General features: G+C 60.3%; 27 protein-coding genes and 5 tRNA genes. 21 read left to right on the plus strand and 11 right to left on the minus strand.

Annotated elements, in window-relative coordinates:
* The first annotated feature begins 111 nt into the window (after positions 1-111).
* Positions 112-825, plus strand: a complete 714-nt coding sequence (locus MHX61_RS05235; RefSeq protein WP_239193348.1) for a hemolysin III family protein — start codon at positions 112-114, stop codon at positions 823-825.
* Here MHX61_RS05235 and MHX61_RS05240 read toward each other — a convergent pair.
* Positions 822-1,985, minus strand: a complete 1,164-nt coding sequence (locus MHX61_RS05240) for an asparaginase (RefSeq protein WP_239193319.1) — start codon at positions 1,983-1,985, stop codon at positions 822-824. The two genes, MHX61_RS05235 and MHX61_RS05240, sit on opposite strands and share 4 nt — an antisense overlap.
* Positions 1,986-2,121: 136 nt before the next feature.
* Positions 2,122-3,132, minus strand: coding sequence for an acyl-CoA thioesterase (locus MHX61_RS05245; RefSeq protein ID WP_239193321.1), 1,011 nt, complete (start codon positions 3,130-3,132; stop codon positions 2,122-2,124).
* A gap of 33 nt (positions 3,133-3,165) precedes the next feature.
* Between MHX61_RS05245 and MHX61_RS05250 the strand changes: the two genes are divergently transcribed.
* Genes MHX61_RS05250 through purM form a run of 3 tightly spaced genes read left to right on the plus strand, consistent with a single transcriptional unit; the run spans position 3,166 to position 6,148 of the window.
* Positions 3,166-3,570, plus strand: a complete 405-nt coding sequence (locus MHX61_RS05250; protein ID WP_204611021.1) for a sterol carrier family protein — start codon at positions 3,166-3,168, stop codon at positions 3,568-3,570.
* A gap of 10 nt (positions 3,571-3,580) precedes the next feature.
* The gene (purF, locus tag MHX61_RS05255) at positions 3,581-5,077 is read left to right on the plus strand and encodes an amidophosphoribosyltransferase (RefSeq protein WP_239193323.1); all 1,497 of its coding nucleotides are present in this window, start codon (positions 3,581-3,583) and stop codon (positions 5,075-5,077) included.
* Between the two features lie 18 nt (positions 5,078-5,095).
* Complete coding sequence (purM, locus tag MHX61_RS05260) at positions 5,096-6,148, plus strand: phosphoribosylformylglycinamidine cyclo-ligase (RefSeq protein WP_239193325.1); 1,053 nt, start codon at positions 5,096-5,098, stop codon at positions 6,146-6,148.
* Positions 6,149-6,242: 94 nt separating this feature from the next.
* Here the strand turns inward: purM and MHX61_RS05265 are convergent, their stop codons facing one another.
* Entirely contained in the window at positions 6,243-6,440 is a 198-nt protein-coding gene (locus MHX61_RS05265) for a DUF3073 domain-containing protein (RefSeq protein WP_005330028.1), read from the minus strand.
* A gap of 140 nt (positions 6,441-6,580) precedes the next feature.
* Positions 6,581-7,645, minus strand: coding sequence for a folate-binding protein YgfZ (locus MHX61_RS05270; RefSeq protein ID WP_239193327.1), 1,065 nt, complete (start codon positions 7,643-7,645; stop codon positions 6,581-6,583).
* Positions 7,646-7,675: 30 nt separating this feature from the next.
* Between MHX61_RS05270 and MHX61_RS05275 the strand changes: the two genes are divergently transcribed.
* Positions 7,676-8,539, plus strand: coding sequence for an aminodeoxychorismate lyase (locus MHX61_RS05275; RefSeq protein ID WP_239193329.1), 864 nt, complete (start codon positions 7,676-7,678; stop codon positions 8,537-8,539).
* Here MHX61_RS05275 and MHX61_RS05280 read toward each other — a convergent pair.
* A complete protein-coding gene (locus MHX61_RS05280; protein WP_239193331.1) occupies positions 8,536-9,231 on the minus strand; it encodes an FABP family protein in 696 nt (231 codons plus the stop codon). The two genes, MHX61_RS05275 and MHX61_RS05280, sit on opposite strands and share 4 nt — an antisense overlap.
* A gap of 53 nt (positions 9,232-9,284) precedes the next feature.
* Between MHX61_RS05280 and MHX61_RS05285 the strand changes: the two genes are divergently transcribed.
* Positions 9,285-10,322: a diacylglycerol kinase family protein gene (locus MHX61_RS05285; protein ID WP_239193333.1), complete on the plus strand. Its 1,038-nt coding sequence runs from the start codon at positions 9,285-9,287 to the stop codon at positions 10,320-10,322.
* On the opposite strand, the gene MHX61_RS05290 is transcribed toward MHX61_RS05285, so the two are convergent.
* Positions 10,306-11,133, minus strand: a complete 828-nt coding sequence (locus tag MHX61_RS05290; RefSeq protein WP_005330041.1) for a DUF2993 domain-containing protein — start codon at positions 11,131-11,133, stop codon at positions 10,306-10,308. The two genes, MHX61_RS05285 and MHX61_RS05290, sit on opposite strands and share 17 nt — an antisense overlap.
* Positions 11,134-11,166: 33 nt before the next feature.
* Here MHX61_RS05290 and mshD point away from each other — a divergent pair, with 33 nt between their 5' ends.
* From mshD to pstB, 5 genes are all read left to right on the plus strand, one after another.
* Positions 11,167-12,084 carry a mycothiol synthase gene (gene mshD / locus MHX61_RS05295; RefSeq protein ID WP_239193335.1) on the plus strand — a complete coding sequence of 306 codons (918 nt, stop codon included), beginning with the start codon at positions 11,167-11,169 and terminating at the stop codon, positions 12,082-12,084.
* 214 nt (positions 12,085-12,298) lie between these two features.
* Positions 12,299-13,402 carry a phosphate ABC transporter substrate-binding protein PstS gene (gene pstS / locus MHX61_RS05300; protein ID WP_204611029.1) on the plus strand — a complete coding sequence of 368 codons (1,104 nt, stop codon included), beginning with the start codon at positions 12,299-12,301 and terminating at the stop codon, positions 13,400-13,402.
* A gap of 121 nt (positions 13,403-13,523) precedes the next feature.
* Entirely contained in the window at positions 13,524-14,570 is a 1,047-nt protein-coding gene (gene pstC, locus MHX61_RS05305) for a phosphate ABC transporter permease subunit PstC (RefSeq protein WP_049378494.1), read from the plus strand.
* A 14-nt stretch (positions 14,571-14,584) separates the two neighbouring features.
* A complete protein-coding gene (pstA, locus tag MHX61_RS05310) occupies positions 14,585-15,499 on the plus strand; it encodes a phosphate ABC transporter permease PstA (RefSeq protein WP_204611030.1) in 915 nt (304 codons plus the stop codon).
* A 51-nt stretch (positions 15,500-15,550) separates the two neighbouring features.
* The gene (gene pstB, locus MHX61_RS05315; RefSeq protein ID WP_005325820.1) at positions 15,551-16,324 is read left to right on the plus strand and encodes a phosphate ABC transporter ATP-binding protein PstB; all 774 of its coding nucleotides are present in this window, start codon (positions 15,551-15,553) and stop codon (positions 16,322-16,324) included.
* 75 nt (positions 16,325-16,399) lie between these two features.
* Here the strand turns inward: pstB and phoU are convergent, their stop codons facing one another.
* Both phoU and dusB read right to left on the minus strand, forming a co-directional pair.
* The gene (gene phoU / locus MHX61_RS05320; RefSeq protein WP_239193337.1) at positions 16,400-17,128 is read right to left on the minus strand and encodes a phosphate signaling complex protein PhoU; all 729 of its coding nucleotides are present in this window, start codon (positions 17,126-17,128) and stop codon (positions 16,400-16,402) included.
* Positions 17,129-17,229: 101 nt separating this feature from the next.
* Entirely contained in the window at positions 17,230-18,375 is a 1,146-nt protein-coding gene (dusB, locus tag MHX61_RS05325; RefSeq protein WP_040425422.1) for a tRNA dihydrouridine synthase DusB, read from the minus strand.
* A gap of 191 nt (positions 18,376-18,566) precedes the next feature.
* Here dusB and MHX61_RS05330 point away from each other — a divergent pair, with 191 nt between their 5' ends.
* Entirely contained in the window at positions 18,567-20,069 is a 1,503-nt protein-coding gene (locus tag MHX61_RS05330) for an acetyl-CoA hydrolase/transferase family protein (RefSeq protein ID WP_005330051.1), read from the plus strand.
* Between the two features lie 108 nt (positions 20,070-20,177).
* Positions 20,178-20,250 (plus strand) — tRNA-Lys (locus tag MHX61_RS05335).
* 31 nt (positions 20,251-20,281) lie between these two features.
* On the opposite strand, the gene MHX61_RS05340 is transcribed toward MHX61_RS05335, so the two are convergent.
* A complete protein-coding gene (locus tag MHX61_RS05340) occupies positions 20,282-20,614 on the minus strand; it encodes a metal-sensitive transcriptional regulator (RefSeq protein ID WP_005325826.1) in 333 nt (110 codons plus the stop codon).
* 82 nt (positions 20,615-20,696) lie between these two features.
* Between MHX61_RS05340 and MHX61_RS05345 the strand changes: the two genes are divergently transcribed.
* The 6 genes from MHX61_RS05345 to MHX61_RS05370 all read left to right on the plus strand — a co-directional run bounded on the left by MHX61_RS05345 (position 20,697) and on the right by MHX61_RS05370 (position 21,844).
* Positions 20,697-20,772 (plus strand) — tRNA-Glu (locus MHX61_RS05345).
* Between the two features lie 35 nt (positions 20,773-20,807).
* A tRNA-Asp gene (locus MHX61_RS05350) sits at positions 20,808-20,881 on the plus strand.
* Positions 20,882-20,939: 58 nt separating this feature from the next.
* Positions 20,940-21,254 (plus strand): DUF4288 domain-containing protein, encoded by a 315-nt coding sequence (locus tag MHX61_RS05355; RefSeq protein WP_239193340.1) that lies wholly within the window; start codon positions 20,940-20,942, stop codon positions 21,252-21,254.
* Positions 21,255-21,339: 85 nt separating this feature from the next.
* Positions 21,340-21,413 (plus strand) — tRNA-Asp (locus MHX61_RS05360).
* 19 nt (positions 21,414-21,432) lie between these two features.
* A tRNA-Phe gene (locus tag MHX61_RS05365) sits at positions 21,433-21,505 on the plus strand.
* A gap of 48 nt (positions 21,506-21,553) precedes the next feature.
* Positions 21,554-21,844, plus strand: a complete 291-nt coding sequence (locus MHX61_RS05370) for a GNAT family N-acetyltransferase (RefSeq protein ID WP_239193342.1) — start codon at positions 21,554-21,556, stop codon at positions 21,842-21,844.
* 40 nt (positions 21,845-21,884) lie between these two features.
* Here MHX61_RS05370 and epsC read toward each other — a convergent pair whose 3' ends face one another.
* Together epsC and cysK are read right to left on the minus strand one after the other, a co-directional pair.
* Complete coding sequence (gene epsC, locus MHX61_RS05375; RefSeq protein ID WP_034668818.1) at positions 21,885-22,448, minus strand: serine O-acetyltransferase EpsC; 564 nt, start codon at positions 22,446-22,448, stop codon at positions 21,885-21,887.
* A gap of 70 nt (positions 22,449-22,518) precedes the next feature.
* Positions 22,519-23,454 (minus strand): cysteine synthase A, encoded by a 936-nt coding sequence (cysK, locus tag MHX61_RS05380; RefSeq protein WP_239193344.1) that lies wholly within the window; start codon positions 23,452-23,454, stop codon positions 22,519-22,521.
* Between the two features lie 264 nt (positions 23,455-23,718).
* Between cysK and ramA the strand changes: the two genes are divergently transcribed.
* Together ramA and murA are read left to right on the plus strand one after the other, a co-directional pair.
* The gene (gene ramA, locus MHX61_RS05385) at positions 23,719-24,558 is read left to right on the plus strand and encodes an acetate metabolism transcriptional regulator RamA (RefSeq protein WP_005325834.1); all 840 of its coding nucleotides are present in this window, start codon (positions 23,719-23,721) and stop codon (positions 24,556-24,558) included.
* A 21-nt stretch (positions 24,559-24,579) separates the two neighbouring features.
* Positions 24,580-25,848, plus strand: a complete 1,269-nt coding sequence (gene murA, locus MHX61_RS05390; RefSeq protein WP_005325837.1) for a UDP-N-acetylglucosamine 1-carboxyvinyltransferase — start codon at positions 24,580-24,582, stop codon at positions 25,846-25,848.
* Positions 25,849-26,154 lie beyond the last annotated feature (306 nt).

The following is a 26,154-nucleotide window of genomic DNA, read 5'->3' on the forward strand; positions in this document are numbered from 1 at the left end:
GTCGAGAGCTATGTAGAAGGTCCTTGAAAGGCGATCGTCTGCGCCCGTACACTTACGGTATCGTAAGTATCCGTTGTGAGGTAGCAGAAGGGACGCGCCGCCGTGGCACAGATGCATGCAGATAGCGCGCCGGGGCCGGGCCTTGTCCAGCGCACGTACTGGATGGCGGACCGCGGTCCCAGGCCGCTAAGCCGTGGCTGGGGACATGCGATTGCAGCATTGCTGTCGGTGATTGCCTCCACCGTGCTCATTACCTATGCGTGGATGACACTGCAGCGGTGGCAGGGGCTTGGTGTGACTGTTTACGGAGTGGGGCTGGTGGGTCTCTTTGGCGTCTCGGCGCTGTATCACCGCTACCCGTGGGCGAGTACGCGGGCCGTGCAGTGGTGGCGGCGGGCGGACCACGCGACCATCTCGGTGTTTATTGCGGCGACGTATACGCCGCTGTGCCTCATCGTGTTATCGCCGGTACAGGCGGCATGGATGCTAGGTGTTGCGTGGGTAGGAGCGATTCTCGGCGTGATTTTGAACCTGGTGTGGATTAGCCATCCGCGCTGGTTAGACGTGGTGGTCTACCTAGCACTGGGGTGGCTAGTGCTGCCGCTTCTCCCCACGCTGTGGACGCAGGCGGGGGCCGCTGTGGTCTGGCTGCTCTTTGCCGGCGGCGTGGTCTACTCGCTCGGCGCGCTGGTCTATGGCTTTAAGTGGCCAGGGCGCAACGCACGCTACTACGGCTACCACGAGCACTTCCACACCGCGACGATTGCGGCGGCGGTGGCGCACCTAGTAGCGGTGTGGATGGTCGTGGTTCAGGGGGCTGCTTAGTCAGCGTCGGGGAAGAGCTTCGCAGGATCTGTGTCAGTGCTGATCGCGGCGGCTAGCAGAATGCGTGCTTGGGGAGCGCGTAAGGTGCCGGAGGAGATGACGCCGGCGTCGGCAAGCGTGGCACCGCCACCGGCCCCGCCGTAGATTCCCTCCACCGGGCCGTGATCCACGCGGGTGGTGAGCACGACTGGAACCTTCTTGGCCGCAGCCTTGGCGGCTTGGGCTAACTCGTCGCCGATATTGCCGGCGCCCATTCCCTCAATCACGATGCCTTCGGCGCCGCTGTCCAAGGAGCGCTGGATAAGATCGGCCGGCGCGCCGGGGTAGGCGGCGATGATATCGACGCGGGTATTGCCCAGCGGCTGATGCTTTAAGGCCTTCGGGCGCTGAGGCTGCTTCTTGCCGTTGTTATTGGCAAAGCCATAGGCCTTGGTGGTGTCGGACTTGAAAGCGCCGCGGGCTGGGATGACGTGGTTTGCAAAGGCAATGAAGGTACCGCGACCCTTGTTGGAAGGGTCAGTTACCGTCTTGACCGCGAGCGCCAAGTTGTCCGGACCGTCCGGATCCGGGTCATCAAAGGGGCGCATCGCTCCGGTAAGGGCCACCGGCTTATCGCTGTCCTGGAAGGTATCGACGGCGATGGCAGTCTCTTCCATGGAATCGGTGCCGTGGGTGACCACTACGCCATCGACATCATCGCGCTGTAGCTCCTTATTTACGGGCTCGATGATGGTGTCGGTATCGTCCAAGGTCATCGCGGAAGAATCCAGCTTGGCAATATCTTTGACCTCTAGCGTGAGCTTGTCCTTGTCAAAGGTGCCGGAAAGGGGCTCCACCAGCTTGGAGCCGGTGACGGTGGGAACCACCGCACCTTTCTTATCGTGCGTGCTGGCAATGGTGCCGCCGGTAGAAAGGACCACCACGTGGCCCTCGGCGGTGGCGCGTGGCCCCTCGTGTTCCGCTGCAGTGGTTTCGGTAGTTTCTTCCGTGGTTGCAGACGTGGAACTGGTGGCGCTGTGCGGCGCGGAAGATTCGGGCGCCGCGGTCGTAGTCTCCTCTTCTGGGCGGCTATCCGGATTTTGGCAGGACGCCAAGAGGAATGCGGAAGTTACTAAGGCAAGGCCGGCGCGGGCCGAGCGACGCATTGTTGAGGTGTGCATATTCCCTCGTTTCTGTGTGTGGGAGGCGAAAGCGGGCGGCGGGAATCGTCGGCCGCGTATACGTCCATCTAAAGCAGAAGCGCGGGACGTCCGCTGCCACTATGGACTTGCTAACACCGAAACGAGGGGAGAGCAGCTAGTCGATGTGCTGGTTCGATGGCGCTACCACTAGCGGTTTTGGCGAGTACTTGGCGCGCAGCTCGCGCAGGAGGGTCGCGTGCTCGGCCAGGCGCTTGTCTTCCTCGGTGTGTGGGTGGAAGGGGCGGGCCACCTGCGGCTGGCCATCGTGATCGAGGGCGATATAGGCCACGGTGGCGTGAATGGCGGTTTGCAGGTGTTCGCGGCCGCCGCGGGGGTTGCCGGAGCGGACGTGGATAGACATCTGCATCGAGCGGGTATCGGTGCGCATCATGCGGGCGTCGACCTCGATGAGGTCACCGATGGAAATCGGGCGGTAGAAGCGGATGCCGCCGGCGTAGACGGCCACGGTGCGCTCGGCGGACCACTCCATGGTGCAGGCAGCGCCAGCCTCGTCGATCCACTGCATGGCGGTGCCGCCGTGGACCTTGCCGCCCCAGTTGACGTCGGTGGGCTTGGCTAGGAAGCGGTTGACCATGCGCGGGGCATCGGAAGGCCCGTCGTAGGTTTGCTTTTCCATCTCCGCCTCGATGGCCTGGCGCAGCTCAATGCGGGACTTGGCGGCCTCTTCCACGCGGCACTGCTCATCGGTCTCCGGGACGAAGGGCGGCACCGGGGTGGACTTGCCGGTGGCAGGGTCCTTAGCTACGAAGATGACCAGGCAATCGCAGGCGCGGGTGAAAATTCCTTCGCGCGGGTCGGCAGAGAGCACCTCGTTGACAATGTGCATGGAGGAACGCCCGGTCATAGCGATGCGCGAGCGGACCTCCACGATGTGCCCGGAAGGGATCGGCCGGGTGAAGTGGATATGGCCCACGTATGCGGTCACGCAGTACTGGCCGGACCACTGCACGGCGCAGGCATAGGCGGCCTTATCAATCCATTCCAAGACGCGTCCGCCGCTGATGCCGGGGGCGCCGGCCATGGTGACGTCGGTTGGCGATGCCATAAAGCGCAGCGTCAGCGCCGGCGATTTCTGGTTTTCCGCAACGGAAGGCGTAGGTGACATAAACAACAAGATAACAGTAGCTATGATGTAGCTATGAAAAAGCCCGTCGATCCTGCAGCCACCCGCGCGGCCGTCATGGCCATCAAAGACTGGATTGCCGCCCCGGCGGAGCACGATAAGCCTGGTAGGGCCCTGCTTGCCGACGCCGTCCGCCGCACCGCCCGCACCCTCGAGGCCGACGCGCCGGGCCATTCCGTGGAACTGCGCGTACCCCCATTTGTTGCGGTGCAATGCATTGAAGGACCCCGCCATACCCGCGGCACCCCACCCAATGTGGTGGAGACCGACCCGGAAACCTGGCTGCGCCTCGCCACCGGATTGGCGGACTGGGAAGAGGCCGTAAGCACTGGTCGCGTCGATGCTTCCGGCTCCCGCGCGGGCGAAATTGCGCAGTGGTTGCCGCTTATTCCGTTAGTTTCCGGCGGCGCGACAGGCTAATATAAACGCCGTGGTAGAAGTACATACTCCTAGTATCACCAATCTTGACGATCATAATGAGCAGGAGCCCCGCGAAGAGTGCGGCGTCTATGGCGTGTGGGCTCCCGGGGAGGAAGTCTCCAAGCTGACCTACTTTGGTCTCTTCGCCCTGCAGCACCGTGGCCAGGAGGCTGCCGGCATTGCGGTGGGCGATGATGACCGCATCGTCGTCTTCAAGGACATGGGCCTCGTGGCCAATATCTTTGATGAGTCCACCCTGTCTGCCCTCCAAGGAAACGTAGCGGTGGGTCACACGCGCTATTCCACCGCCGGCGGCAAGGAATGGTCCAATGTCCAGCCGATGTTTTCTACCTCCTCCACCGGGGTAGATATTGCCCTTGGCCACAACGGCAACCTCGTCAACTATTTGGAGCTGCGTGAAGAGGCCGTGCAGCGCGGCTTGATTAAGCCCCATGAGGAGTCAGTTTCTGACTCCATGTGCTTGTCTATGTTGCTTGCCGACGGCGTAGATGAAGAAACCTCCGTCTTCGACTCCGCCCGTGACCTGCTCCCGCGTGTTAAGGGAGCGTTTTGCCTGACCTTTACCGATGGTCACACCATGTACGCCGCGCGCGACCCGCACGGCGTGCGCCCGCTGGTCCTCGGCCGCTTGGCCAAGGGCTGGGTGGTGGCCTCCGAGACCTGTGCGCTTGATATCTGCGGCGCCCAGTTCATCCGCGAGATTGAACCTGGTGAGCTCGTCGCCATCGATGAGGCTGGCATTCGTTCTGTGAACTTCACGCCGGCCAAGCGCCACGGCTGTGTCTTCGAATACGTCTACTTGGCCCGCCCGGATAGCGATATCAAGGGCCGCTCCGTCAACGCCTCCCGCGTGGACATCGGCCGCCGCTTGGCCCGCGAATACCCGGCCGAGGGCGCGGACCTGGTCATTCCGGTTCCCGAATCCGGCAACCCGGCCGCCGTGGGCTATGCCCGCGAATCCGGCATCACCTTCGCCCACGGCTTGGTCAAGAACGCTTATGTGGGCCGCACCTTCATCCAGCCCACCCAGACCCTGCGCCAGCTGGGCATCCGCTTGAAGCTCAACCCGCTGCGTGAAGTCATCAACGGCAAGAAGCTCGTCGTGGTGGATGATTCCATCGTCCGCGGCAATACCCAGCGCGCGCTCATCCGCATGCTGCGCGAGGCCGGCGCCGCCGAGGTTCACGTGCGCATCGCCTCCCCGCCAGTGAAGTGGCCGTGTTTCTACGGCATCGACTTCGCCTCCCCGGGCGAGTTGATCGCTAACGCCAGCCCCTCCGACGATCCGGAAACCGTCTGCGCCACTATCTGTGACACCATCGGCGCCGATTCCTTGGGCTTTGTCTCCATTGAGGAGATGGTGGCCGCCACCGAACAGTCCCGTTCCGAGTTGTGCACCGCCTGCTTCTCGGGCGAGTACCCACTTGGCCTGCCCGCCGGAAACCCCAATGCAGACGCCGTGCGCACCTTGCTCGGCACCGAATAACAAAGGACACCTGAAACCATGAGTGACAATACTTACGCAGCAGCCGGCGTCAGCATCGAAGAGGGTGACCGCGCCGTAGAACTTTTCGCCCCGCATGCTAAGCGTGCCACCCGCCCTGAGGTTCTGGGCGGCCTTGGCGGCTTTGCTGGCCTGTTCAAGCTCGGCGATTACAAGGAGCCCATCTTGGCCGCCGGTTCCGACGGCGTCGGCACCAAGCTGGCCGTGGCCCAGGCCATGGACAAGCACGACACCATCGGCATCGACCTCGTCGCCATGTGCGTGGATGACCTCGTTGTCTGCGGCGCGGAGCCACTCTTCCTGCAGGACTACATCGCCGTGGGCAAGGTCGTGCCGGAAAAGGTAGCCGAGGTAGTCAAGGGCATCGCCGAGGGTTGTGTGCAGGCCGGCGCCGCGCTGCTGGGCGGCGAGACCGCCGAGCACCCCGGCATGATGGAAGAAAACGAATACGATGTCTCCGCCACCGCGGTCGGCGTCGTTGAGGCCGATGGGGTACTCGGCCCAGACAAGGTCCGTGATGGCGACGTGCTCATCGCCATGGGCTCTTCCGGCCTACACTCCAATGGTTACTCCCTGGCCCGCCACGTCCTGCTGGAGCAGGCTGGCATGCCTCTCGACGGCCACGTGGAAGAGCTTGGCCGCCCCCTCGGCGAGGAGCTGTTGGAGCCCACCCGCATCTACGCCAAGGATTGCCTGGCTTTGGCCAGCGAGTGCTCGGTCTCCACCTTTTGCCATGTCACCGGTGGTGGACTGGCTGGCAACCTCGAGCGCGTCATTCCAGAAGGTCTAGCGGCCGATATTAACCGCGCCACCTGGACCCCGGGCCAGATCTTCAAGCTCATCTCCTCGGTGGGCAAGGTGGAGCTGGCGGAAATGGAGAAGACCTTCAACATGGGGGTCGGCATGATTGCTGTAGTCAATCCCGAAGACCGTGACCGTGCCCTGGCAATGCTTACCGCACGCCACATCGATGCGTGGGAGCTGGGCACCGTCCGCTCCGCTACCGGCGAGGATCCGCGCGTGGTCATGCACGGCGAGCACCCCAACTTCTAGCAGGGCCCTGCCCCTGCCAGCGGGGGAGGGTATGAGGAAGGGCCCTAGGAGATTTCTCCTAGGGCCCTTGAGTTATCCGACGGCGAGCGGAAGATTAGCGTTCGTCGCGGTCGTCATCATCCCATTCGTCGACGTAGTCGGCGTATGGGTCATCCTCTTCATAATCGCGGGAGTCACCCTCTTGCTGTGCGGCGAGTTCCCGTTGCAGGGACTCGATATCCATCTCGGGTGAGTTGTACTTGAGCTGGCGTGCAACTTTGGTCTGCTTTGCCTTTGCGCGTCCGCGTCCCATGTGCATGACCCCCTTGGGTTAGTAGGGCGCGCCAGGGATTCTTGGGCGCCCCATCGACTTGTCTATTGAGTATCTTCCTGTAAGACACAATAGCCTGTGTGACGAAAAAATTCCGCACCGCCCCCTAGCTAGTGGGAGATCTAACGCCCGCGCAGCCGGTTTACTGCCTCACGCCCGGCCTTGGGGCCCTCATCCTCGGGGATGGAGGAAGGATCGATAGACGCCGCGGTATCGCCCACTTCTAGGGTGCCGGCGTCCAGCGCAGAGCGCTTCACTAGGCCTAGGGCGATGGGGCCGAAATCGCAGTCATCCACAATCGTGCCGATGCGGCCTACCTTACGTCCATTGAAGGTAATGTCATCGCCCACATTTGGACGTTGCGGCGCGGAGCCGTCGAGGTGCAGCTGCACCAATAGGCGAGGGGAGCGGCCCAGATTTTCTACGCGCGCCACCGTTTCCTGGCCGCGGTAGCAGCCCTTATTGAGGTGAACGTGGGCCGGGTTATCCACGCTGCGGCTGATCCACTGCGGCACCTCGTGGGGGATGGACTTATTATCCAGATCCGCTGCCAGCTCCGGCTCGCGGGCACGGACGCGCTCGGCGGTAAACGCCATGAGCCCCGCTAGCCGTGCACCGGATTCCTCCAGGTGGTTCGTTGACTCGACCAAGGATTCCCGCGGAATGCCCAGGTCAACGCGCTTGATTCCCGGCCACTGGACCTGGCGGGCAAACTCCACCATGGGTGGAAGGGAAACATCGGCCTCACCCAGGAGGGTGAGGATGGCGATATCGGCTTCCTCTACGGTGACCTCGGACCAGAAGACCATCATGGTGAGGAACTTAAAGAGGGAGTCGAATTGCGCCGCGGGGACGTCGATAAGAAAGGCATCTTCGGTCCGCACGGTATCCATGTGGTGGAGGATGTGGCCTTGGATGTCTAGGTCGAGGGCGCCGGCGGTGAAGCCCACGGGGGCGTCGTCAAGCTTCTGTGAAAGTAGATTATTAAGAAACTCGGCGGCGTCCTTGCCGCTCACGCGAATGACGCGGCGCTGGGAGCGGTCAATGACGATGGTGCCGCCATCGGCGGCCCGTTGCTCGCCCAGCGGATTGCCATAGTGCCAGGCCACGCCCTGGGCATCGAGTACGGTCGCGTCCTGGTGCTCCGCGGCACCGGCGCGCTGCAGAAGAGGCGAAGAATAACTCACAACTACCGATGGTAGGGCATAATCAAATGTATGAAGTTTTCGCCGCGAAAAGAGCCGGTCATCTACGTTGTGGAGCCCTTTGGAGGGTCGGTACGCAGGCACATGCCCACGCTGCCTCTTATCTACGCCGACGATGCCGCGGTCACCCGCGGCGATGGCATCTTTGAATCCCTGCTCGTGCGCGGAGGCAAAGCCGCTAACCTGCAGCGCCACGCGCAACGCTTCTGCGATTCAGCCCGCACGATGAACCTGCCGGAGCCGCCCATGGACAAGTGGGAAGAAGCCACCCGGCTCGCCATCGCGGACTTCTGCGGGGACGAGCAAGGCGATGCTAAATGCACGTGGACCTATACCCGCGGGCGCGCCTCCACGGGGCGGCCGAGCGCGTGGGTTGTTGTGCAGCCGATCGAGGACAAGGTGCTAGAGCAGCGCGCCCACGGCGTCGCCGTCATGACAAGCCCCCGCCTGTGGCACGTGGCGGAGGAATTGCCCGCCAAGACGCTCAATTATGCGGCCACCATGGCGATGCTGCGCATGGCGCGGGAGAAGGGCTTTGAGGACCTCATCCTCACCGATCCGGACACCGGAGAAATTCTTGAGGGCGCCACCTCTACCGTGGTGGCCGTCAAGGGCGAGAAACTGCGCACTGCGGCCGGCCGCGGCATCCTGCCCGGCACCACGCAAGCGGCGCTCTTCGCGCACGCCAAAGAGAAAGGCTATCGCTGCAAGGCCAAGCCGCTGACCGTGGAGTATCTGGAAAAGGCGGACTCGGTGTGGTTGGTGTCCTCGGTGCGCGTTGCTGCGCGCGTAACTAGGCTCAATGACAAAAAATTGAAGGCCCCGGATAACGTGGACGTCATCCGAGACCTTATAGATGCAGCGCTTGGGGCTTAGCCGGCGATGCGGGTGAGCTCCGCGGACATGTAGGGGCGCATCTCGCCATCAACCATGCGCTCGTCTACCCAGCCCAGATTGTTATTGGGCATGAGGCCGTACATGCGCTTGCCTGGGCCCAAGTTCTTCGGGCCGGTTTCCGTAACCATGGTGGAGGCGGATTCCAGCTGCCATGCGCGGTCATTGAAGGGTTCGCCGTAGAAGATTTCCATGATGCCGGTAGAAGAGGTGTAGGTGACCTCGATTTCATCCTTTTCCGAGATACGCCAGAAGCCGGTCTCGCGCACAGACGGGCCTTCTGGCTTGCCCTCGGTATCGATCTTCCAAGTGCGGGAGCTAAAGGTCAGGTAATTCTCGCCGTCGTGGGCGATGACCAGCTGCTGGCCAAAGGTGTACTCCTGGCCCTTCGTATCGTGGGCCTGGCCCTCGCCTTGCCAGACGCCCACAAGGGGGAGTAGTCCCAGCAGGCCGTCGTGCAGCGATGGGCCCTGGCGCAGGTTCGCGGTATCGTCCGGTACCGGGGTATCGCCCAGCTCGAGAGCGGGGATATTGCGGCTAGCGGCGTCCTTCCACTGCTCGGCAGCCTGGTTCACGGCATCGTTGCCATTGAGCTTTCCAGGATCATTTTCCGGGTGGGAAGCCGCGGTGGTCTCGATGTTTTCAGGGGTGGTTTCATTATTATTTTCGCTCATGGGCGTCCAGCCTAGTCGTGCACCCGCCTTCTTAACTACTAGACTTGGACCTCGTGCACGCATTGATGATCTCGAATCCAAACTCGACCTCACAAACCAACGCCCTCTTCCGCCAAATCGTTCCCTGCCTACAATCGGTAGAGGGCCTGCATCTCAAGGTGCAATTTACGCATTACCCTGGCCATGCAGAAGAGATGGTCAAGGGAATGACCAGGGATGACTACGACGTCATCATTGCTGTGGGCGGAGATGGAACCGTCAACGAGGTAGTCAACGGGCTCCTCGGCCCGGCGGATGAGCAGTGTCCCGATCCGCAGTCCATCCCGGCGCTGGCCGTAATTCCTACCGGCTCCGCCAATGTCTTTGTGCGCGCTCTAGGGTTCCCCAACACCCCAATGGAGGCTACCCATGTGCTGGCTCGCATGCTCGACCGGGATCTGCGCCGCACCATTTACCTAGGAACGTGGAACGAGCGGTGGTTTGCCGTCAACGCCGGCTTCGGTTTGGACGCGGATGTCTTGGCACGCGTGGATCGTGCCCGCGAACAGGGATTTTCGGCCACTCCGCTGCGCTACCTCAACGTTGCCATTCGGGCTTGGAGCCGTGCGCGGAAGAACCCGCCGCATATTGCAGTCAAGGCCGAGTCCAGCAGCGGCGAACAGCTGCGCAAGGACGATGTGCCACTGCTGTTTACCTCGAATACCAACCCGTGGACTTTCCTGGGCCCGCTGCCGGTAGTGACTAACCCGCGCAATTCCTTCGATGAGGGCCTTGCCCTGTTTGGGTTGGAGGAGTTTAGCGGGCTCGGCGGCGTTGTCGGCCTGTTGCACCTCTTCGGTGCTGATAAGCGCGGATGGCTCAATAAGCTCACCAAGGAAAAGACGGTGGCCTTCGACGACGCCATGCGGGTAGAGCTCGTCTGCCGCGAACCACAGCGCTTCCAAGCCGATGGAGAATCGGAGGGGCGCTTTGACGCGGTTACCTTGGCCTCCGTGAAGGATGCCATTGAGGTATTCGCCCCGCAGGATAGGCGGGAGGCCCATCAGCGCACGATGAAGGAAGTTCTCCGGGACTTTATTCGCCTGCGCTAGTCTGCGGCGCGGGGCCGACCCGGTGCTTGGTATCGGCGGCCTTCTTTTCCGCCTCTTCTACGGCCTTTTGCTCCGAGCCTTCAATCTCCAGCGGGGAGAGCTGGGCCAGCTGCACCTTGATATTGCGGCGCTGTACCTCGAAGGAAATGGTTCCTCCCTGCATCTTTACCGCGGTCGCTTGGGCCGGAAGCGGCAGCTGGCGGGTGTCGAAGTTGAGGGAAAAGGCCTTTTGTAGGCGCTCATCGTCCGTGTCATAGACCTGCATGCGAAACTCCGGACCAACCAGGCGGAGGGTGACCTTGGCGGTGGACTTGTGGGCGTCGCCAGGCAGGGTGCCCGTTAGCTCTGCTTCTGCAGAGGTGCCACCGGAGGGGGAAATATCGTCCGGGTTGGCAATCGAGAGATCGGTAATCCCTAGGAGGCGCCCCAAAGCGACGCCATCCAAGGAAATGCCGCGCGAGTAGGTGGAGACGGGTGCGCCCTCAATATCGCCGTTCATGACCTGCTCTGGGGTGACGGTGATATCGCGCAGCACGGTCGAAGCGTTGACCATGCCCAGCTTGGGCACCTCCACGTCCAGCGCCTTGACCTCGAGGTAGGGGATTTCCTTTGAAGCCGCAGCCCACACGTAGGGGGTGCCGCCGATGAAAACATCCGGCGTATTATCCAGCCGCGAATTGGCTTTCACGGCTTGTGCCACCTTGTGTTCCGTGTGCATAGCCACGCAGGCGTCTGCCACCCAGGCCGCAATGAGCACGCACACTACGAGGAGGACGTGCACGATGCGCCGGTCAATCTTTAGAACACTCACCCCTTCATTCTTACCCTACGTATTCTGGGGCCTATGACTAGCAATGCCTTTAAGATTACGGAAGAAAACCTGCCGGACGCCCCGGAGCTGGCTCGCCGCGTAAAAGCGCTGGCTGAGCAGGCAGAACGCCAGGATGGGATGGCGCCACTTTCGGAGCAATTCCTCAACGGTCTTAGCGATTCCCGCCTGGAGCACCGCCACCTGGTGGCCTGGGTAGGGGAGGAGCCGTGCGGCGTAGCCGGTCTGGAGGGCTCTACCGCCGAGCTATTTATTGCCCACGATTACCGCGGGCAGGGCTTTGGCGCCGCTCTTTACGACGCCTCCGCTAAGACCCCCAACCTCCACGCCTGGGCCCACGGAAACCTGCCGGCGGCACAGGCGCTGGCGCACTCCCGCGATCTGCAGGTCACCCGCAAGCTGGTGGTCATGGGTATCGGGGGAGAAGAGCTCGCAGCGGCCGCCCGCCCTGAAGGCCTGCCTCTGACCGCCCTGAATTACACCGAGGCGGTGGATAAGTGGGGCAAGGACTTTGTGGAAGAGCAGTGGCTCAAGGTCAATAACGAGGCCTTTTCTTGGCATCCCGAACAAGGCGGCTGGGATCTCGATCGGCTGCACCGTGGCATGGAGGCAGACTGGTTCGACCCCGCAGACCTGCTTTTCCTGTGGGATACGGCGGATGAGCCGGCACTGGCCGGCTTCCACTGGACCAAGTGGCATGCGGAGGAAACTCCGGGCTTCGGTGAGGTCTACGTGGTGGGCTTGGCGGAAGACTACCGCGGTAAGAAGTTGGGCGGTCCGCTGCTGCAAATTGGCCTGCGCCGCATGGTGGAAAAGGGTGCTCAGCGGGTAATTCTTTATGTAGAAGCGGATAATGATCCGGCGTTGAAGGCGTACGAACGCCTAGGCTTTGAGGTTGATGAAGAACACGTCGTTTGGGGCGTGTGTGACTAACGTCATGGGGTGCACGACGTTTGTTCACCCAGTGTTTACCTCTTGGCACCCTTTTGGTCAGATCCTGCGGATAGCTTTACACCCTGTGAGTTAACCGCACCTGTGCGCCTGCATCTCGCCCCAGAAGGCAGAGCGGGATGCAGGAAGTATCTCTCTAGGAGATGCGGTTTCCTCGGACAATCAATCTCTGATCTGCACCGGAAAGGGTTTTCCCGTGATTCGCAACTTCAAGCGCACTGCCGCAATCTTCGGCATCGTAGCCGCAACCTCTACCGCTCTCGTAGCTTGCTCTGAGGAGTCTGGCTCCTCCTCCGATTCCGCTGGCGGCGAGGACGTCTCCGGCGAGCTCGTCGGCGACGGCGCATCCTCCCAGCAGAACGCAATGTCCTACTTCCAGACCGCGTTCTCCGAGGATCACCCAGACGCTTCCCTGTCCTACAACGCTTCCGGTTCCGGCGCCGGCGTTGAGGCCTTCACCAATGGCCAGGCTGACTTCGCTGGTTCTGACTCCGCTCTGAAGGAAGACGAGGGTGAGGTCGAGGCTGCCGCTAAGCGTTGCGATGGCAACGAGGCATGGCACCTGCCAACCACCATCGGTCCGGTTGCAATCGCCTACAACCTGGGTGACACCGAGATCAACCTCTCCACCGAAACCCTGGGCAAGATCTTCAAGGGCGAAATCAAGAAGTGGAACGACAAGGCCATCGCTGCTGACAACGAGGGCACTGACCTGCCGGACAAGGACATCACCGTCATCTTCCGTTCTGACGAGTCCGGTACCTCCGCAAACTTCCAGAAGTTCCTGAAGGCCGCTACCGGTGACTGGGACTCCGAGGGCAAGCAGTTCCCAGACGCTGTTGGTGAGGGTGCTAACGGCTCCTCCGGCGTTGCTGACCAGGTTGCAAGCATCGATGGTGCTATCACCTACGTCGAGGCCGGCTTCGCAGACCAGAAGGAAGGCGAGGGCGTCAAGAAGGCCAAGATCGACTTCGGCCACGGCCCGGTTGAGCTGTCCACCGAGTCCGTCAACAAGGCTCTGGAGAACCTGGAGTTCAAGGAGACCGACTCCGAGCACAACATGGTTGTTGACTCCGAGGCACTGTTCTCCTCCGACAACGAGGGTGCATACCCGCTCATCCTGACCACCTACAACATCGTCTGCTCCAAGGGCTACGATGAGGAGACCTCCAAGCTGGTCAAGTCCTTCTTCACCACCGTCCTGGATCACCAGGATGACCAGCTGGCTGAGCAGGGCTTCATCCCAGTTGAGGGTGCTCACCTGGACAAGCTGAAGGCTGCTGTTGACGCTCTGCAGTAAGCGCTAAAGCTGTAAAAGCTTAATACCTCCCGCCCCCACTGCCGCACACGATTCGCGCTTTGGGGGCGCAGGTATGTAACGATATTTTCCATTTTTAACGCTGAAAAGGATTAACAGTCTCATGGCAGACAATAATCTCACCACGGCTCCAGAGCAGACGGATGCAAACGCCACCTCTGCCGAGCGAGTCTCCAACAGCGGACACGACGAGGTAGCTACCACCAGCTCCAATAGCGGCGTTAAGCGCCCAGGCGACCGTGTCTTTGAATTCCTGTCCACTGCTTCGGCAACCCTCATCACCGTTATGATTGCCGCCATTGCCGCCTTCCTGCTGTGGCGTGCGGTTCCCGCCCTAGGCGTTAACGACGGCGGCATCATGGGCTTCTTCACCTACGGCGGCCGCTGGGAGACCACCGATACCTCTGCGATGAAGTTCGGGATCCCGACCATGTTCGGTACCACCGTTCTCATCTCCGTCTTCGCCCTTCTGCTGGCTATGCCGGTGGCCCTAGCCATCGCCATCTTCCTGTCCAACTACGCGCCTGCCCGCTTGGTTAAGCCGCTCGGCTTCCTCGTGGACATGCTCGCTGCAGTTCCGTCCATCGTCTACGGCCTGTGGGGTTGGCAGGTTCTTGGCCCGGCACTGTCCGGTTTCTACTCCTGGATGGAATCCTGGGCGGGTGGATTCTTCCTGTTCCACGTCTTCGATAACTCGCCGTCGTTTGCAACCGGCCGCAACCTGTTTACCGGTGGCATCGTGCTTGCCGTGATGATTCTGCCGATCATCGCTGCTACCGCGCGCGAGGTCTTCGTGCAGACCCCTCCGGGCCAGGTGGAATCCGCCCTGGCTCTGGGCGCTACCCGCTGGGAAGTTATCCGCATGACCGTTCTGCCGTTCGGTATGTCCGGCTACATCGCCGGCTCCATGCTCGGCCTGGGCCGTGCACTGGGTGAGACCATGGCGCTGTACATGGTTGTCTCCCCGCTGATTGACTTCCGCTTCTCGCTTTTCGACGGCGGCACGACCTTCGCCACGGCCATCGCCCTGGCATCTGCTGAGTTCGGTAACGAGATGCGCGCTGGTGCCTACATCGCCGCCGGCCTCATGCTGTTCTTGCTGACCTTCGTGGTCAACGCCATTGCCCGCGCCATCGTGAAGAATAAGTAAGGAGGGGAGGATCAATGACTACGACTACTAATGCCAAGCCTGCCTCCCAAGGCGGCGCGACCTTCCTGGACATCTCCGGCTCCCGCAAGATGACCAATAACATCGCCACCGCGGTGGTCTGGGGCGCAATGATTCTGGCCATGGTTCCGCTGGTGTGGGTTCTGTGGGAACTCATCGCCCGCGGCAGTGGCGTCATCCTCAACCCTGAGTGGTGGACCGCCTCCCAGCGCGGCATCATGAATAGCTCTGCCGGCGGCGGTGCCGCTCACGCCATTGTGGGTACCTTCGTCCAGACCATTCTGGCCTCCATTATCTCTATCCCGATCGGTATCTTTACCGCCATCTACTTGGTGGAGTACTCCAAGGGCGGCTGGCTCGGCCGCATCACCACCTTCATGGTAGACATCCTGTCCGGCGTGCCTTCCATCGTTGCGGCCCTGTTCATCTTCGCCATGTGGATTACCCTGTTCGGCTTCGGCCGCTCCGGCTTCGCCGTGGCGCTATCCCTGGTGCTGCTGATGATTCCGATTGTGGTGCGCAATACCGAAGAGATGCTGCGCGTGGTCCCAATGGACCTGCGTGAGGCGTCCTTCGCTCTCGGCGTTCCGAAGTGGAAGACCATCGCCCGCATCGTTCTACCTACCGCACTGTCCGGCATCGTCACCGGCATCATGCTGGCGATTGCCCGCGTGATGGGTGAGTCCTCGCCGGTGCTGGTCTTGGTTGGTTCCTCCTCCGTCATCAACTGGGATGCTTTCAAGGGCTCGCAGTCCTCGCTCCCGCTGATGATGCTGGATATGTACAAGGCCGGCGCACAGCCCGCCGTACTGGACAAGCTCTGGGGCGCAGCGTTGACGCTGGTTATCCTCATCGCCGTCCTCAATATTGCGGCCCGCATCGTTTCCGCGAAGTTCTCGGTTAAGAAGTAAACGCCGTACCACTCGATTCCGCCATACACTTGCTAGAGGAGAAACTCCCAAATGTCTAAGCTCGCGCTCAATGACGTGAACATTTTTTACGGCGACTTCCACGCCGTGCAGAACGTGAATATGCAGATCCCGGCCCAGGCCGTGACCGCATTCATCGGCCCTTCCGGCTGTGGTAAGTCCACCGTGCTGCGCACCATTAACCGCATGCACGAGGTCATCCCCGGCGCCTACGTTAAGGGCGAAATCCTGCTCGATGGCACCAATATCTACGGTCCGAAGGTTGACCCGGTATCCGTGCGCAACACCATCGGCATGGTCTTCCAGAAGGCTAACCCGTTCCCCACGATGTCCATCGAGGACAACGTGGTGGCAGGCCTGAAGCTGTCCGGTGAAAAGAACAAGAAGAAGCTCAAGGAGGTCGCGGAGAAGTCCCTGCGCGGCGCCAACCTGTGGGATGAGGTTAAGGACCGCCTGGATAAGCCAGGCGGCGGCCTCTCCGGTGGTCAGCAGCAGCGTCTGTGCATCGCCCGCGCTATCGCCGTGGAGCCAGAGGTATTGCTCATGGACGAGCCTTGTTCCGCACTGGACCCGATTTCCACCCTCGCCGTGGAGGACCTCATCCACGAGCTGAAGGAAAACTTCACCATCGTGATCGTGACCCACAACATGCAGCAGGCTGCCCGCGTATCCGATAAGACCGGCTTCTTCTCCCTGGAAGCAACCGGTAAGCCGGGCCACCTGGTGGAGTTCGATGACACCACCAAGATCTTTGAGAATCCTTCTCAGAAGGAGACCGAGGATTACATCTCTGGCCGCTTTGGCTAAAGAGTAAGAGAGATTGTCCGAGAGAAGGGGGCCGGTTCGAAAGAACCGGCCCCCTTCTTTGGTGCTTAAATCCGTCTAACGGCGGAATTGACGCTCGAGGTCAGCCATCCGTGCTTCGAAGTCGGCGTCCTTTTTGTCCTCTTCTAGCTTCTTGGCATAGTCATTGGGCAAAAGACCCGTGGTCAGATAGATGATGTGGCCGGCCACGGAGACGCAGTGGTCTGCATAGCGCTCGTAGTAGCGCGTAATTTGCGAGGTCTCTACTGCCTCGCGCACGGTGCCCTCCCATTCGCGCTGGGTCAGGATGCGCAAGATGTGGGAGTTGATATCATCCACCGCGTCATCGTCGGCACGGAGATTGATGGATAAATCCGCATCAGGGGTGACGAGGATATCGTGCAGCACTGACCCCATTTCTTCAGTGAGGCGGTACATCTCCTCGAAGTAGCCGATGTAACTCGCCGGTACCACGGCGTCAGGGTGGCGGCGGCGCGCGGAGTCCGCTATGTGCTGGGCTAAACGGCCCATGCGGTAGAGATCCTCCACGATATAAATCGAGGAGACCACCTGACGGAGGTCCTGTGCCATGGGGTTTTCCAGGGCCAAGAGTTTTACGGCACGCTCAGAGCACCTAGCGCGGAACTCATCTAGCTCCTCAGTCATGGTGAGAGCATCTTCCGCGGAGTCCAAGGCGCCCTGCAGCAGCGCCACGGAGGCCTTATCCATGATGTCGCGAACGGTATCGCACATCACGATGAGGTCGTGGGAGAAATTGTCTAGGTGTTCCCTGTAAGCGGCACGCATGCCAAAGATAATAGCGAAAAATTTCGGCCCCTGCGCAACTTAAGTGGAGCATAAATGCGAGTTTCCTGGGTGCCCCTAGCTGCTCTTATATCTTTGTTAGGTTATCCGCCGGAGTTCATAATGTCAGCGGCAACCGGAACGCAATCGTCCTCTGGATCGTCGAGCCAACCATCCGGCAAAGCCACCTTGGATGGCGAGCCCTGGCGGCCGCGGGCCCCGTCGGCGTCGGCAGCCAGGGCATCGGACTCTGCCCAAGGTGCAAGTAGCTCACGCAAGGCATCGAGGGAATTGACCTTGGCTAAGCCCGCGCGGACCTGGCCACCAACCGGGAAACCACGCAGGTACCAACCGATGTGTTTGCGGATATCGCGGGAAGCATTGTCCTCGCCATCGTGCTCCGCCAATAGCTCCGCGTGGCGGAGGATTACCTGGGTGACCTCGCCCAGGGTGGGCTCTGCCGGAATGGACTCGCCGCGCAGCGCAGCGCCGAGCTCGGCAAAAAGCCACGGGCGGCCGAGGCAGCCGCGGCCTACCTGCACGCCGTCGCAGCCGGTCTGTTCCATCATGCGGCGGGCATCCTCGGCACGGAAGATATCGCCATTGCCCAGCACTGGCACGCCAGTATCCGCCAGATGTTCCTTGAGGCGCGCGATTTCGTCCCATCGGGCTTCGCCAGAGTAGCGCTGAGCGGCGGTGCGGCCGTGCAAGGTAACGGCGGCGGCACCGGACTCGACGGCGATGCGCCCGGCGTCGAGATGCGTATGGTGTTCGTCGTCAATGCCCACGCGCATCTTTACCGTGACCGGAATATTGGTGCCCTCTGTGGCCTTGACCGCGGCGGAGACGATATTGCCAAAGAGGCGTCGTTTATAAGGCAGCGCGGAACCGCCACCGCGGCGGGTCACCTTCGGAACCGGGCAACCAAAGTTCATATCGATGTGGTCCGCCAGGTTTTCGTCGACGATCATCTTCGCGGCCTTATACGTATATTCCGGATCCACCGTATAGATCTGGAGGGAACGGGGATCCTCCTGCGGCGCAAAGGTGGTCATGTGCAGCGTCTTTTCATTGCGCTCTACCAAGGCGCGGGCGGTGACCATCTCGCAAACGTAGAGGCCCGACACCGTGCCGGTGCGCTGCAGCTCCTGCTCGCGGCACAACGTGCGGAAGGCAACGTTGGTTACCCCCGCCATCGGGGCGAGGATGACGGGGGAGGAGAGATCGTAGTGTCCAATGCGCAAATTCACGCCCCAATTGTGCTAGTTAACGGGGGAAAATAGCAACCGGGCCCACAGTGGCGCCGTTCCCTATTTTTGCTTTATGGGGTAAAGGTCACACAGAAGTGGTGGAAATCTTGCAAAGATTCGCTAATGTGGGCTGTGTAACTAATTAGAACGGCCGTTATTTTGGCTGGCCCCTTAATGAAGGAGGATTACCCTTGTCAGAGAGAATCGCGTATGCCCCATTCGAGAAGCTCGTAGTTTCCGCTGAAGAGGCTGCTCAGCACGTCAACCACGGTGACCGCGTGGGCATTTCTGGCTTCACCGGTGCTGGCTACCCCAAGGGTCTGCCCACCGCCATTGCAGAAAAGGCCAAGGCTCTCCATGAAAAGGGCGAGGAATTTAAGATCGACGTCTTCTCCGGCGCTTCCACTGCCCCGGACTGCGATGGTGTTCTGGCGGAAGCTGAGGCGATTCGCTTTCGCTCTCCTTATAACTCAGATCCCACCCTGCGTAAGCAGTTTAATGATGGCACCGCTCTCTACCAGGATATCCACCTGTCTCACTCGGGCCAGCAGGTAGAAGAGGGCTTCTACGGTGACTTCCAGGTAGCCATTATTGAGGCCGTGCGCATTACCGAAGAAGGCCACGTGGTGCCGTCCTCCGCAGTGGGCAATAACCTCGAGTTCATCGAGGCTGCGGATAAGATCATCATCGAGATCAATGAGTGGCAGTCCATCAACCTCGAGGGCATGCACGATATCTATCGCATTGAAAAGCTGCCTAACCGCCAGCCAATCCCTATCACTAAGCCGGGTGACCGCATCGGTACCACCTACATGGAGGTGCCGGAGGACAAGGTTGTTGCAGTGGTAAAGACCGATGCCCCGGACCGCAACGCACCATTCAAGGAACCGGACGAAGTTTCCGAGAAGATCGCCGCCAACTTCATCGAGTTCCTCGAGGGGGAGGTCGCCGCTGGTCGTCTTGAGTATGACAAGTTCATCATGCAGTCCGGCGTGGGCAACGTCCCCAACGCCGTGATGGCCGGCCTGCTGGATTCCAAGTTTGAGAATATTCAGGCCTATACCGAGGTCATTCAGGACGGCATGCTCGATCTCATCGATGCGGGCAAGATGACCATGGCTTCCGCCACCTCCTTCGCGCTGTCCCCGGACTACGCGGAGAAGATGAATGAGGAGGCAGAGCGCTACCGCAAGCACATCATCCTCCGCCCACAGCAGGTCTCCAACCACCCGGAGGTCATTCGCCGCGTCGGCCTGATTTCCTCCAATGGCATGATTGAGGCCGATATCTACGGCAATATCAACTCCACCAACGTATCCGGCTCCCGCATCATGAACGGCACCGGTGGCTCGGGTGACTTCACCCGCAATGCTTATATCTCCACCTTCGTTTCCCCGTCCGTGGCCAAGGACGGCGCAATTTCCGCGCTGGTTCCGTTCGTGTCCCACACGGACCACACCGAGCACGACACCATGGTCATCATTACCGAGTACGGCGTGGCTGACCTGCGTGGCCTGGCGCCGAAGGAACGCGTGGAGAAGGTCATCTCCGTGGCGCACCCGGATTACCGTCCGTTGCTCGAGGAGTACTTCAACCGTGCCAAGGAAAACAAGTTCCAGCACACCCCGCATGACCTGAAGACCGCCTTTGACTTCCAGGTCCGCTTCATGGAGAAGGGCGATATGCGCGGCTAATGTAGCCACTCCCCGGCAGGCGCTCAGCGGCGAGCTGGGCGCCTTTCGCTTGCCGACGCCCCCTAATTAGGACTTTGCAAATACCGCAAGCTAAAATGTAGCGACGTTGGGCCTTTAGCTCAGTTGGTAGAGCTACGGACTTTTAATCCGCAGGTCGTGGGTTCGATCCCCACAGGGCCCACAACTGGAGCCACCTTTTTGGGTGGCTCCTTTTAGTTTTTCACCATCTTCTTAATGGCGCGCATGGCCTCTTCTAGCTTCTCGGTGGCTACTTCACCGTCCTCGGCGGCGGCACCGGCCACACAGTGCTCAATATGGTCTTCCAGGAGCGCTAGCGAGACATTTTCCAACGCCGACTTCACCGCCGAAATCTGGGTAATGATGTCGATGCAGTATTGGTCTTCCTCGACCATCCGGTGGATGCCGCGCGCCTGCCCCTCAATGCGCTTGAGTCTGGCGAGGTAGCGATCCTTGCTCTTAGAATCCGCGTTATATCCGTGCACGTGCGGCTCGTGGCAGGAGCACGTTTGATGCTGGTCAGACATGGTTCCTAATCTTTCTGGGGGAGCGATTTTGTAACTAGGTGAGGTCTCCAGTATATTTCTAGAAGTCGCCTTAGCGCGACGGGCCCCCATCGTCTAGCGGCCTAGGACACTGCCCTTTCACGGCAGCGGCACGGGTTCGAATCCCGTTGGGGGTACCAACACGAAAGTGTTGGTCCGAATTAAATATTCGATTGGCCTTGTGGCGCAGTTGGTTAGCGCGCCGCCCTGTCACGGCGGAGGTCGCGGGTTCAAGTCCCGTCAAGGTCGCAGAATGAGCAGCAATCGCTTCGGCGGTTGCTGCTTTTGGTTTTGCTAGGCTGGCGCCATGGAGCCATATGTCGGAATCGCTGTCTTTGAACTCGCCTCCGAAAGCTCGGAGCACTCTAACTTCTTCCGTGAGGACTTCTTCCTCATCTATGCGGACTCGGATGAGGAGGCGCACCGCAAGGCCGTTGAATGGACTCGCGAGCAAGAATATGAGGGCCTGAAGCTGCGCCACATTGTCGACGTCGCACCCGCCCTCTACGGCCATGTGGATCGAGATTGTGACCTCTATTCGCGGCATTTTTCCGCGCTGGAAGACTACGAGCGCTTCGAGATGAACTTGAGCGGAAACGATCCGCTTTCACCGCCTAAATAGCGTTCTGACGTGCTGATTTGGTGAGTCTTGGGAGTCTTCTGTAAAGTATCTATCCGTGCCCAAGAGCACACACATAATTAAAAATGGCCCTGTGGCGCAGTTGGTTAGCGCGCCGCCCTGTCACGGCGGAGGTCGCGGGTTCAAGTCCCGTCAGGGTCGCGGAAACCTTCGGGTTTCTGGCCAGATAGCTCAGTCGGTAGAGCACACGCCTGAAAAGTGTGGGGTCGCCAGTTCGATCCTGGCTCTGGCCACAATAATGGCTCCTCGTAAGAGGGGCCATTTTTGCTTAGTATGGGCACATGGAACACGCTATTGCACACCAGACCGATAAGTCCCGTTACGTCCTTACCGTGGACGGCGTCGAGGCGGGCGCGTGCCACTACGTAGATGCCGGCACGACCCGCGAGTTCAACCACACGGTCATTAAAGATGCTTTCCGTGGCCAAGGATTGTCCGCGCCGCTGATTAAGGCCGCGCTTGACGACGCCCGGGGCGTCGGCAAGCAAGTCATTGCTTCCTGCTCCGCCGTGGCGCACTTTATAGAAAAGAATCCCGAATACCGCGACCTGTTGCGCCCAGAAGGCATATAAAAAGCGGCCCACAGTTGCCTGTGAGCCGCTGGGAGAGAATTTAGATGTAGTAGTCGGGGTCGACCAGTTTGATGCGCTCATTCGGGTTGCGCGGACGGTTCTTGGCCGGAATGCCCACCGCGATATTTTCGGCGGGAACATCCTTCGTCACCACGGCATTGGCGCCAATGGCCGATCCTTCACCGATCGTAATGGGGCCGAGCACCTTGGCGCCCGCACCGATAGTGACATTGTCTTCGATAGTGGGGTGGCGCTTGGTCTGGGTGAGCACCTGGCCGCCGAGGGTGACGCCATGGTAGAGCATGACGCCATCGCCAATCTCGGCGGTTTCACCAATGACGATGCCCATGCCATGGTCAATAAAGAACCGGCGGCCGATAGTGGCGCCAGGGTGGATCTCCACGCCGGTAAAGAAGCGGTTAATCTGCGCCAAGATGCGCGCGGGCCCGCGCAGCCCACGCTTCCACATCCAGTGCGAAATGCGGTGAGACCACACCGCGTGGAGGCCGGAGTACACTACTGCATTTTCGACGTCGCCACGCGCGGCCGGATCGTGATCTCTTGCATTTGCTAAGTCTTCACGGATGTAGCTCATAATGTTCATGCCCACATAGTACTGGCATAAAAAAGGCACCCGCCAAGGTTGGCGGGTGCTTTTATTCAAGCGAAGTAATTTAAGCTTCGCGGATGTCCTCGAAGAGGATGGTGGAGACGTAGCGCTCACCGAAGTCCGGCAGGACAACCACAATGGTCTTGCCCTCGAACTCTGGGCGCTCCGCCAGCTTCAGAGCTGCGGAAACGTTGGCGCCGGCGGAGATGCCAACCAGCAGGCCTTCCTGGGTAGCCAGGTCGCGGGATGCCTTGATGGACTCCTCGGTGGTGGCGGTAAAGACTTCGTCGAGAAGCTCGCGGTCAAGTACCTCAGGAACGAAGTTAGCGCCGATGCCCTGAATCTTGTGCGGGCCAGCGTGGCCTTCAGACAGGACAGGGGAGTCGGACGGCTCGACCGCAGCCAGGTGCAGGTCTGGGTTCTTGGACTTCAGGAAGCGACCTACACCGGTAACGGTGCCGCCGGTGCCTACGCCCGCAACGAAGGCGTCAACCTTGCCCTCGGCGTCTTCCCAAATCTCTGGGCCGGTGGTTTCCTCGTGAATCTTCGGGTTTGCCTCGTTAGCGAACTGTGCAGCCAAGATGGCGTTATCGGTCTCGGCGACGATTTCATTCGCCTTGTCGACGGCGCCCTGCATGCCCGCAGCGCCCGGGGTCAGCACGATTTCTGCGCCGTAGGCACGCAGCAGCACCTTGCGCTCATTGGACATGGTCTCCGGCATGGTCAGGATGACCTTGTAGCCCAAGGTGGCGCCAGCCAGGGCCAGGGCGATGCCGGTGTTGCCGGAGGTGGCCTCCACGATGGTGCCGCCTGGCTTGAGCTGGCCGGACTTCTCGGCCGCTTCAACGATGGCCTTGCCGATGCGGTCCTTCACGGAGTTAGCCGGGTTAAAGGACTCAACCTTGGCAAGCACGGTGGCGCCCTTGCCCTCGGTGAGGCGGTTCAGGCGGACCAGCGGGGTGCCGCCGATGGTTTCCATAATGTTGTTGTAGACAGCCATTCTGTGGACTCCTTTGGGAATCAGATTTGGGTTCAAATCGCGTACAACGCAAGCGTACACTACACAAGTAGACCAGTCAGTATATAAATTCTAGACCGGGCATTCGGGCATTTCATGTGGGATTGCGGCGCCGGATAAGCCGAGGGCGATTTCGAATTACCCCCACATGCTGTCTATACTTCCACTCAGTTGCCCGCTGGTCCCCAAATTCCCGGGGGAGGACGGGTACACCTGCTTGGTTACCCCCGACGAGGAAAGAGTCTCATGGAGTCGCATCGCCTCAAAGATGATGAAGAATCCGTACGCGCGGCCCTGTCGTCCCTGAAGACCGCTACAGGTATTCCGGTGACGATGTACGCCACGCTGCTGCCCGATAATCGCCTGCAGATCACGCAGTGGGTGGGGCTACGCACCCCAGCGCTGCAGAATCTGATCATTGACTCCGGCGTCGGTGTAGGTGGCCGAGTGGTCAGCACTCGCCGCGCGGTAGGTGTATCCGATTACACTCGTGCCACCACCATTTCGCACGAGAACGACCGCGTGATCCAAGATGAAGGCCTGCACTCCATCGTGGCAGTGCCCGTTACTGTGCAGCGCGAAATTCGCGGCGTCCTCTACGTAGGCGTGCACTCCCCAGTTCGTTTGGGCGATAAGGTCATTGAAGAAGTGACGATGACCGCGCGCACCCTCGAGCAAGACCTGGCCGTTAATTCCGCCATGCGCCGTGCCGATGGGTCCAAGGGCGGAGCCGCCCGCGGCCACGTCATGAACGGCGCCGAGTGGGAACAGGTCCGCTCCACTCACTCCAAGCTGCGCATGCTGGCGAACCGCGTAGAAGACGAAGAGCTGCGCAAGGAGCTAGAGACGCTGTGTGACCAGATGGTCTCGCCGGTGCGCGTGAAGCAATCCACCAAGCTCTCCGCCCGCGAGCTCGACGTGCTCTCTTGTGTGGCGCTAGGCCATACCAACGTAGAAGCGGCCGAGGAAATGGGTATCGGCGCAGAAACCGTGAAGTCTTATCTGCGCTCGGTAATGCGCAAACTCGGTGCGCATACCCGCTACGAGGCCGTTAATGCTGCCCGTCGTATCGGCGCATTGCCCTAAGAACCGGTAGCGTAGGCAGTTGTGAAAGATCAGTTTATTGTTTCCGGCGGTGCCCGCCTAGAGGGCACCGTTAAAGTAGATGGCGCGAAAAATAGCGTCTTGAAGCTCATGGCCGCATCCTTGCTGGCGGAGGGCACTACGACGCTGACCAACTGCCCAGAAATTCTGGACGTCCCCCTCATGAAGAAGGTCCTCGAGGGGCTCGGCTGCGAGGTAGTCATCGAGGGCTCTGAGGTCCGGATTACTACCCCTGCACAGCCGCAATCCAACGCGGATTTTGACGCGGTCCGCCAATTCCGCGCATCCGTCTGCGTGCTCGGGCCTTTGACCTCCCGCTGTGGCCACGCGAAGGTAGCGTTGCCTGGTGGTGACGCGATTGGTTCGCGCCCGCTCGATATGCACCAAACCGGCCTAGAAAAGCTCGGCGCCACCACCCGTATTGAACACGGTGCCGTCGTGGCAGAGGCTACGCACCTGCGCGGTGCGAATATCCGCCTGGACTTCCCGTCCGTAGGCGCAACCGAAAATATTCTTACCGCTGCGGTCCTCGCCGAAGGGGAAACCGTTCTCCATAACGCGGCTCGCGAGCCGGAGATCGTCGATCTGTGCACCATGCTCAAGTCCATGGGTGCCGATATCGAGGGCGAGGGAAGCTCGGTGGTAACCATCCGCGGCGTCGATAAGCTGCAGCCCACCCAGCATGAGGTTATTGGTGACCGAATTGTGGCCGGCACGTGGGCGTACGCTGCTGCCATGACCCAGGGCGATATCACCGTGGGTGGAATTTCCCCGCGCCACCTGCACCTGCCGCTGGAAAAGCTGAAGTCTGCCGGTGCGGAACTAGAGACCTATGAGAATGGTTTTCGCGTGCGCATGGATCAACGACCACAGGCTGTTGACTACCAGACACTGCCATTTCCGGGATTTCCCACCGACCTGCAGCCGATGGCTATTGGTATCTCTGCCATTGCGGACGGAACGACCGTCATTACGGAGAATGTCTTTGAATCCCGCTTCCGCTTTGTGGATGAAATGCTGCGCTTGGGTGCCGACGCCCAGGTTGACGGTCACCATGTAGTAGTCCGCGGTAAAGAACGGCTCTCTTCTACTCACGTGTGGAGTTCCGATATTCGTGCGGGTGCGGGTCTTGTACTTTCTGCACTGTGCGCGGATGAAACCACTACGGTCCACGATGTCTTCCACATCGACCGCGGATACCCCAACTTTGTAGAAAACCTGCAGCGCCTCGGCGCCACAATTGAAAGAACTCAAGAAGAAGAACTCTTTTAACGACGCCCCCAGCACACCGTTTTTCGTCGTGTGCTGGGGATTTGTCATTGTTGGAGGGGTTGGACTACATTAATCCAAGTCGCCGCGAGGTAGCCGGGAGGTTACTTTTGAGCGAATTTCGTGCGGACTTGGTTCAAGGATTTGACAGGGTTCATTGAGTTGAGTAAGTTTGTACGAGCCGCCAACGAGAGGTTAACGGTAGGTTAATTTTTTGTGGTGTGCGGATGATGTTTGAGAACTCAATAGTGTGCCAATGTACTTTTTATTTTTTGTGTGCATGGTTGTGTGTTGATTGGTTTGTCTGCC

It is taken from the genome of Corynebacterium sp. ACRPF, assembly GCF_022347395.1.
In the GTDB taxonomy this organism is placed as follows: domain Bacteria; phylum Actinomycetota; class Actinomycetes; order Mycobacteriales; family Mycobacteriaceae; genus Corynebacterium; species Corynebacterium tuberculostearicum_D.

Excerpts from the sequence above, each read along its gene's own strand:
- MHX61_RS05235 (WP_239193348.1), top strand. The coding sequence starts at position 112 with ATGCATGCAGATAGCGCGCCGGGGCCGGGCCTTGTCCAGCGCACGTAC.
- MHX61_RS05240 (WP_239193319.1), bottom strand. The coding sequence starts at position 1,985 with ATGCACACCTCAACAATGCGTCGCTCGGCCCGCGCCGGCCTTGCCTTA.
- MHX61_RS05245 (WP_239193321.1), bottom strand. The coding sequence starts at position 3,132 with ATGTCACCTACGCCTTCCGTTGCGGAAAACCAGAAATCGCCGGCGCTG.
- MHX61_RS05250 (WP_204611021.1), top strand. The coding sequence starts at position 3,166 with ATGAAAAAGCCCGTCGATCCTGCAGCCACCCGCGCGGCCGTCATGGCC.
- purM (WP_239193325.1), top strand. The coding sequence starts at position 5,096 with ATGAGTGACAATACTTACGCAGCAGCCGGCGTCAGCATCGAAGAGGGT.
- MHX61_RS05265 (WP_005330028.1), bottom strand. The coding sequence starts at position 6,440 with ATGGGACGCGGACGCGCAAAGGCAAAGCAGACCAAAGTTGCACGCCAG.
- MHX61_RS05275 (WP_239193329.1), top strand. The coding sequence starts at position 7,676 with ATGAAGTTTTCGCCGCGAAAAGAGCCGGTCATCTACGTTGTGGAGCCC.
- MHX61_RS05280 (WP_239193331.1), bottom strand. The coding sequence starts at position 9,231 with ATGAGCGAAAATAATAATGAAACCACCCCTGAAAACATCGAGACCACC.
- mshD (WP_239193335.1), top strand. The coding sequence starts at position 11,167 with ATGACTAGCAATGCCTTTAAGATTACGGAAGAAAACCTGCCGGACGCC.
- pstC (WP_049378494.1), top strand. The coding sequence starts at position 13,524 with ATGGCAGACAATAATCTCACCACGGCTCCAGAGCAGACGGATGCAAAC.
- pstA (WP_204611030.1), top strand. The coding sequence starts at position 14,585 with ATGACTACGACTACTAATGCCAAGCCTGCCTCCCAAGGCGGCGCGACC.
- pstB (WP_005325820.1), top strand. The coding sequence starts at position 15,551 with ATGTCTAAGCTCGCGCTCAATGACGTGAACATTTTTTACGGCGACTTC.
- phoU (WP_239193337.1), bottom strand. The coding sequence starts at position 17,128 with ATGCGTGCCGCTTACAGGGAACACCTAGACAATTTCTCCCACGACCTC.
- MHX61_RS05340 (WP_005325826.1), bottom strand. The coding sequence starts at position 20,614 with ATGTCTGACCAGCATCAAACGTGCTCCTGCCACGAGCCGCACGTGCAC.
- MHX61_RS05355 (WP_239193340.1), top strand. The coding sequence starts at position 20,940 with ATGGAGCCATATGTCGGAATCGCTGTCTTTGAACTCGCCTCCGAAAGC.
- MHX61_RS05370 (WP_239193342.1), top strand. The coding sequence starts at position 21,554 with ATGGAACACGCTATTGCACACCAGACCGATAAGTCCCGTTACGTCCTT.
- epsC (WP_034668818.1), bottom strand. The coding sequence starts at position 22,448 with ATGAACATTATGAGCTACATCCGTGAAGACTTAGCAAATGCAAGAGAT.
- cysK (WP_239193344.1), bottom strand. The coding sequence starts at position 23,454 with ATGGCTGTCTACAACAACATTATGGAAACCATCGGCGGCACCCCGCTG.
- ramA (WP_005325834.1), top strand. The coding sequence starts at position 23,719 with ATGGAGTCGCATCGCCTCAAAGATGATGAAGAATCCGTACGCGCGGCC.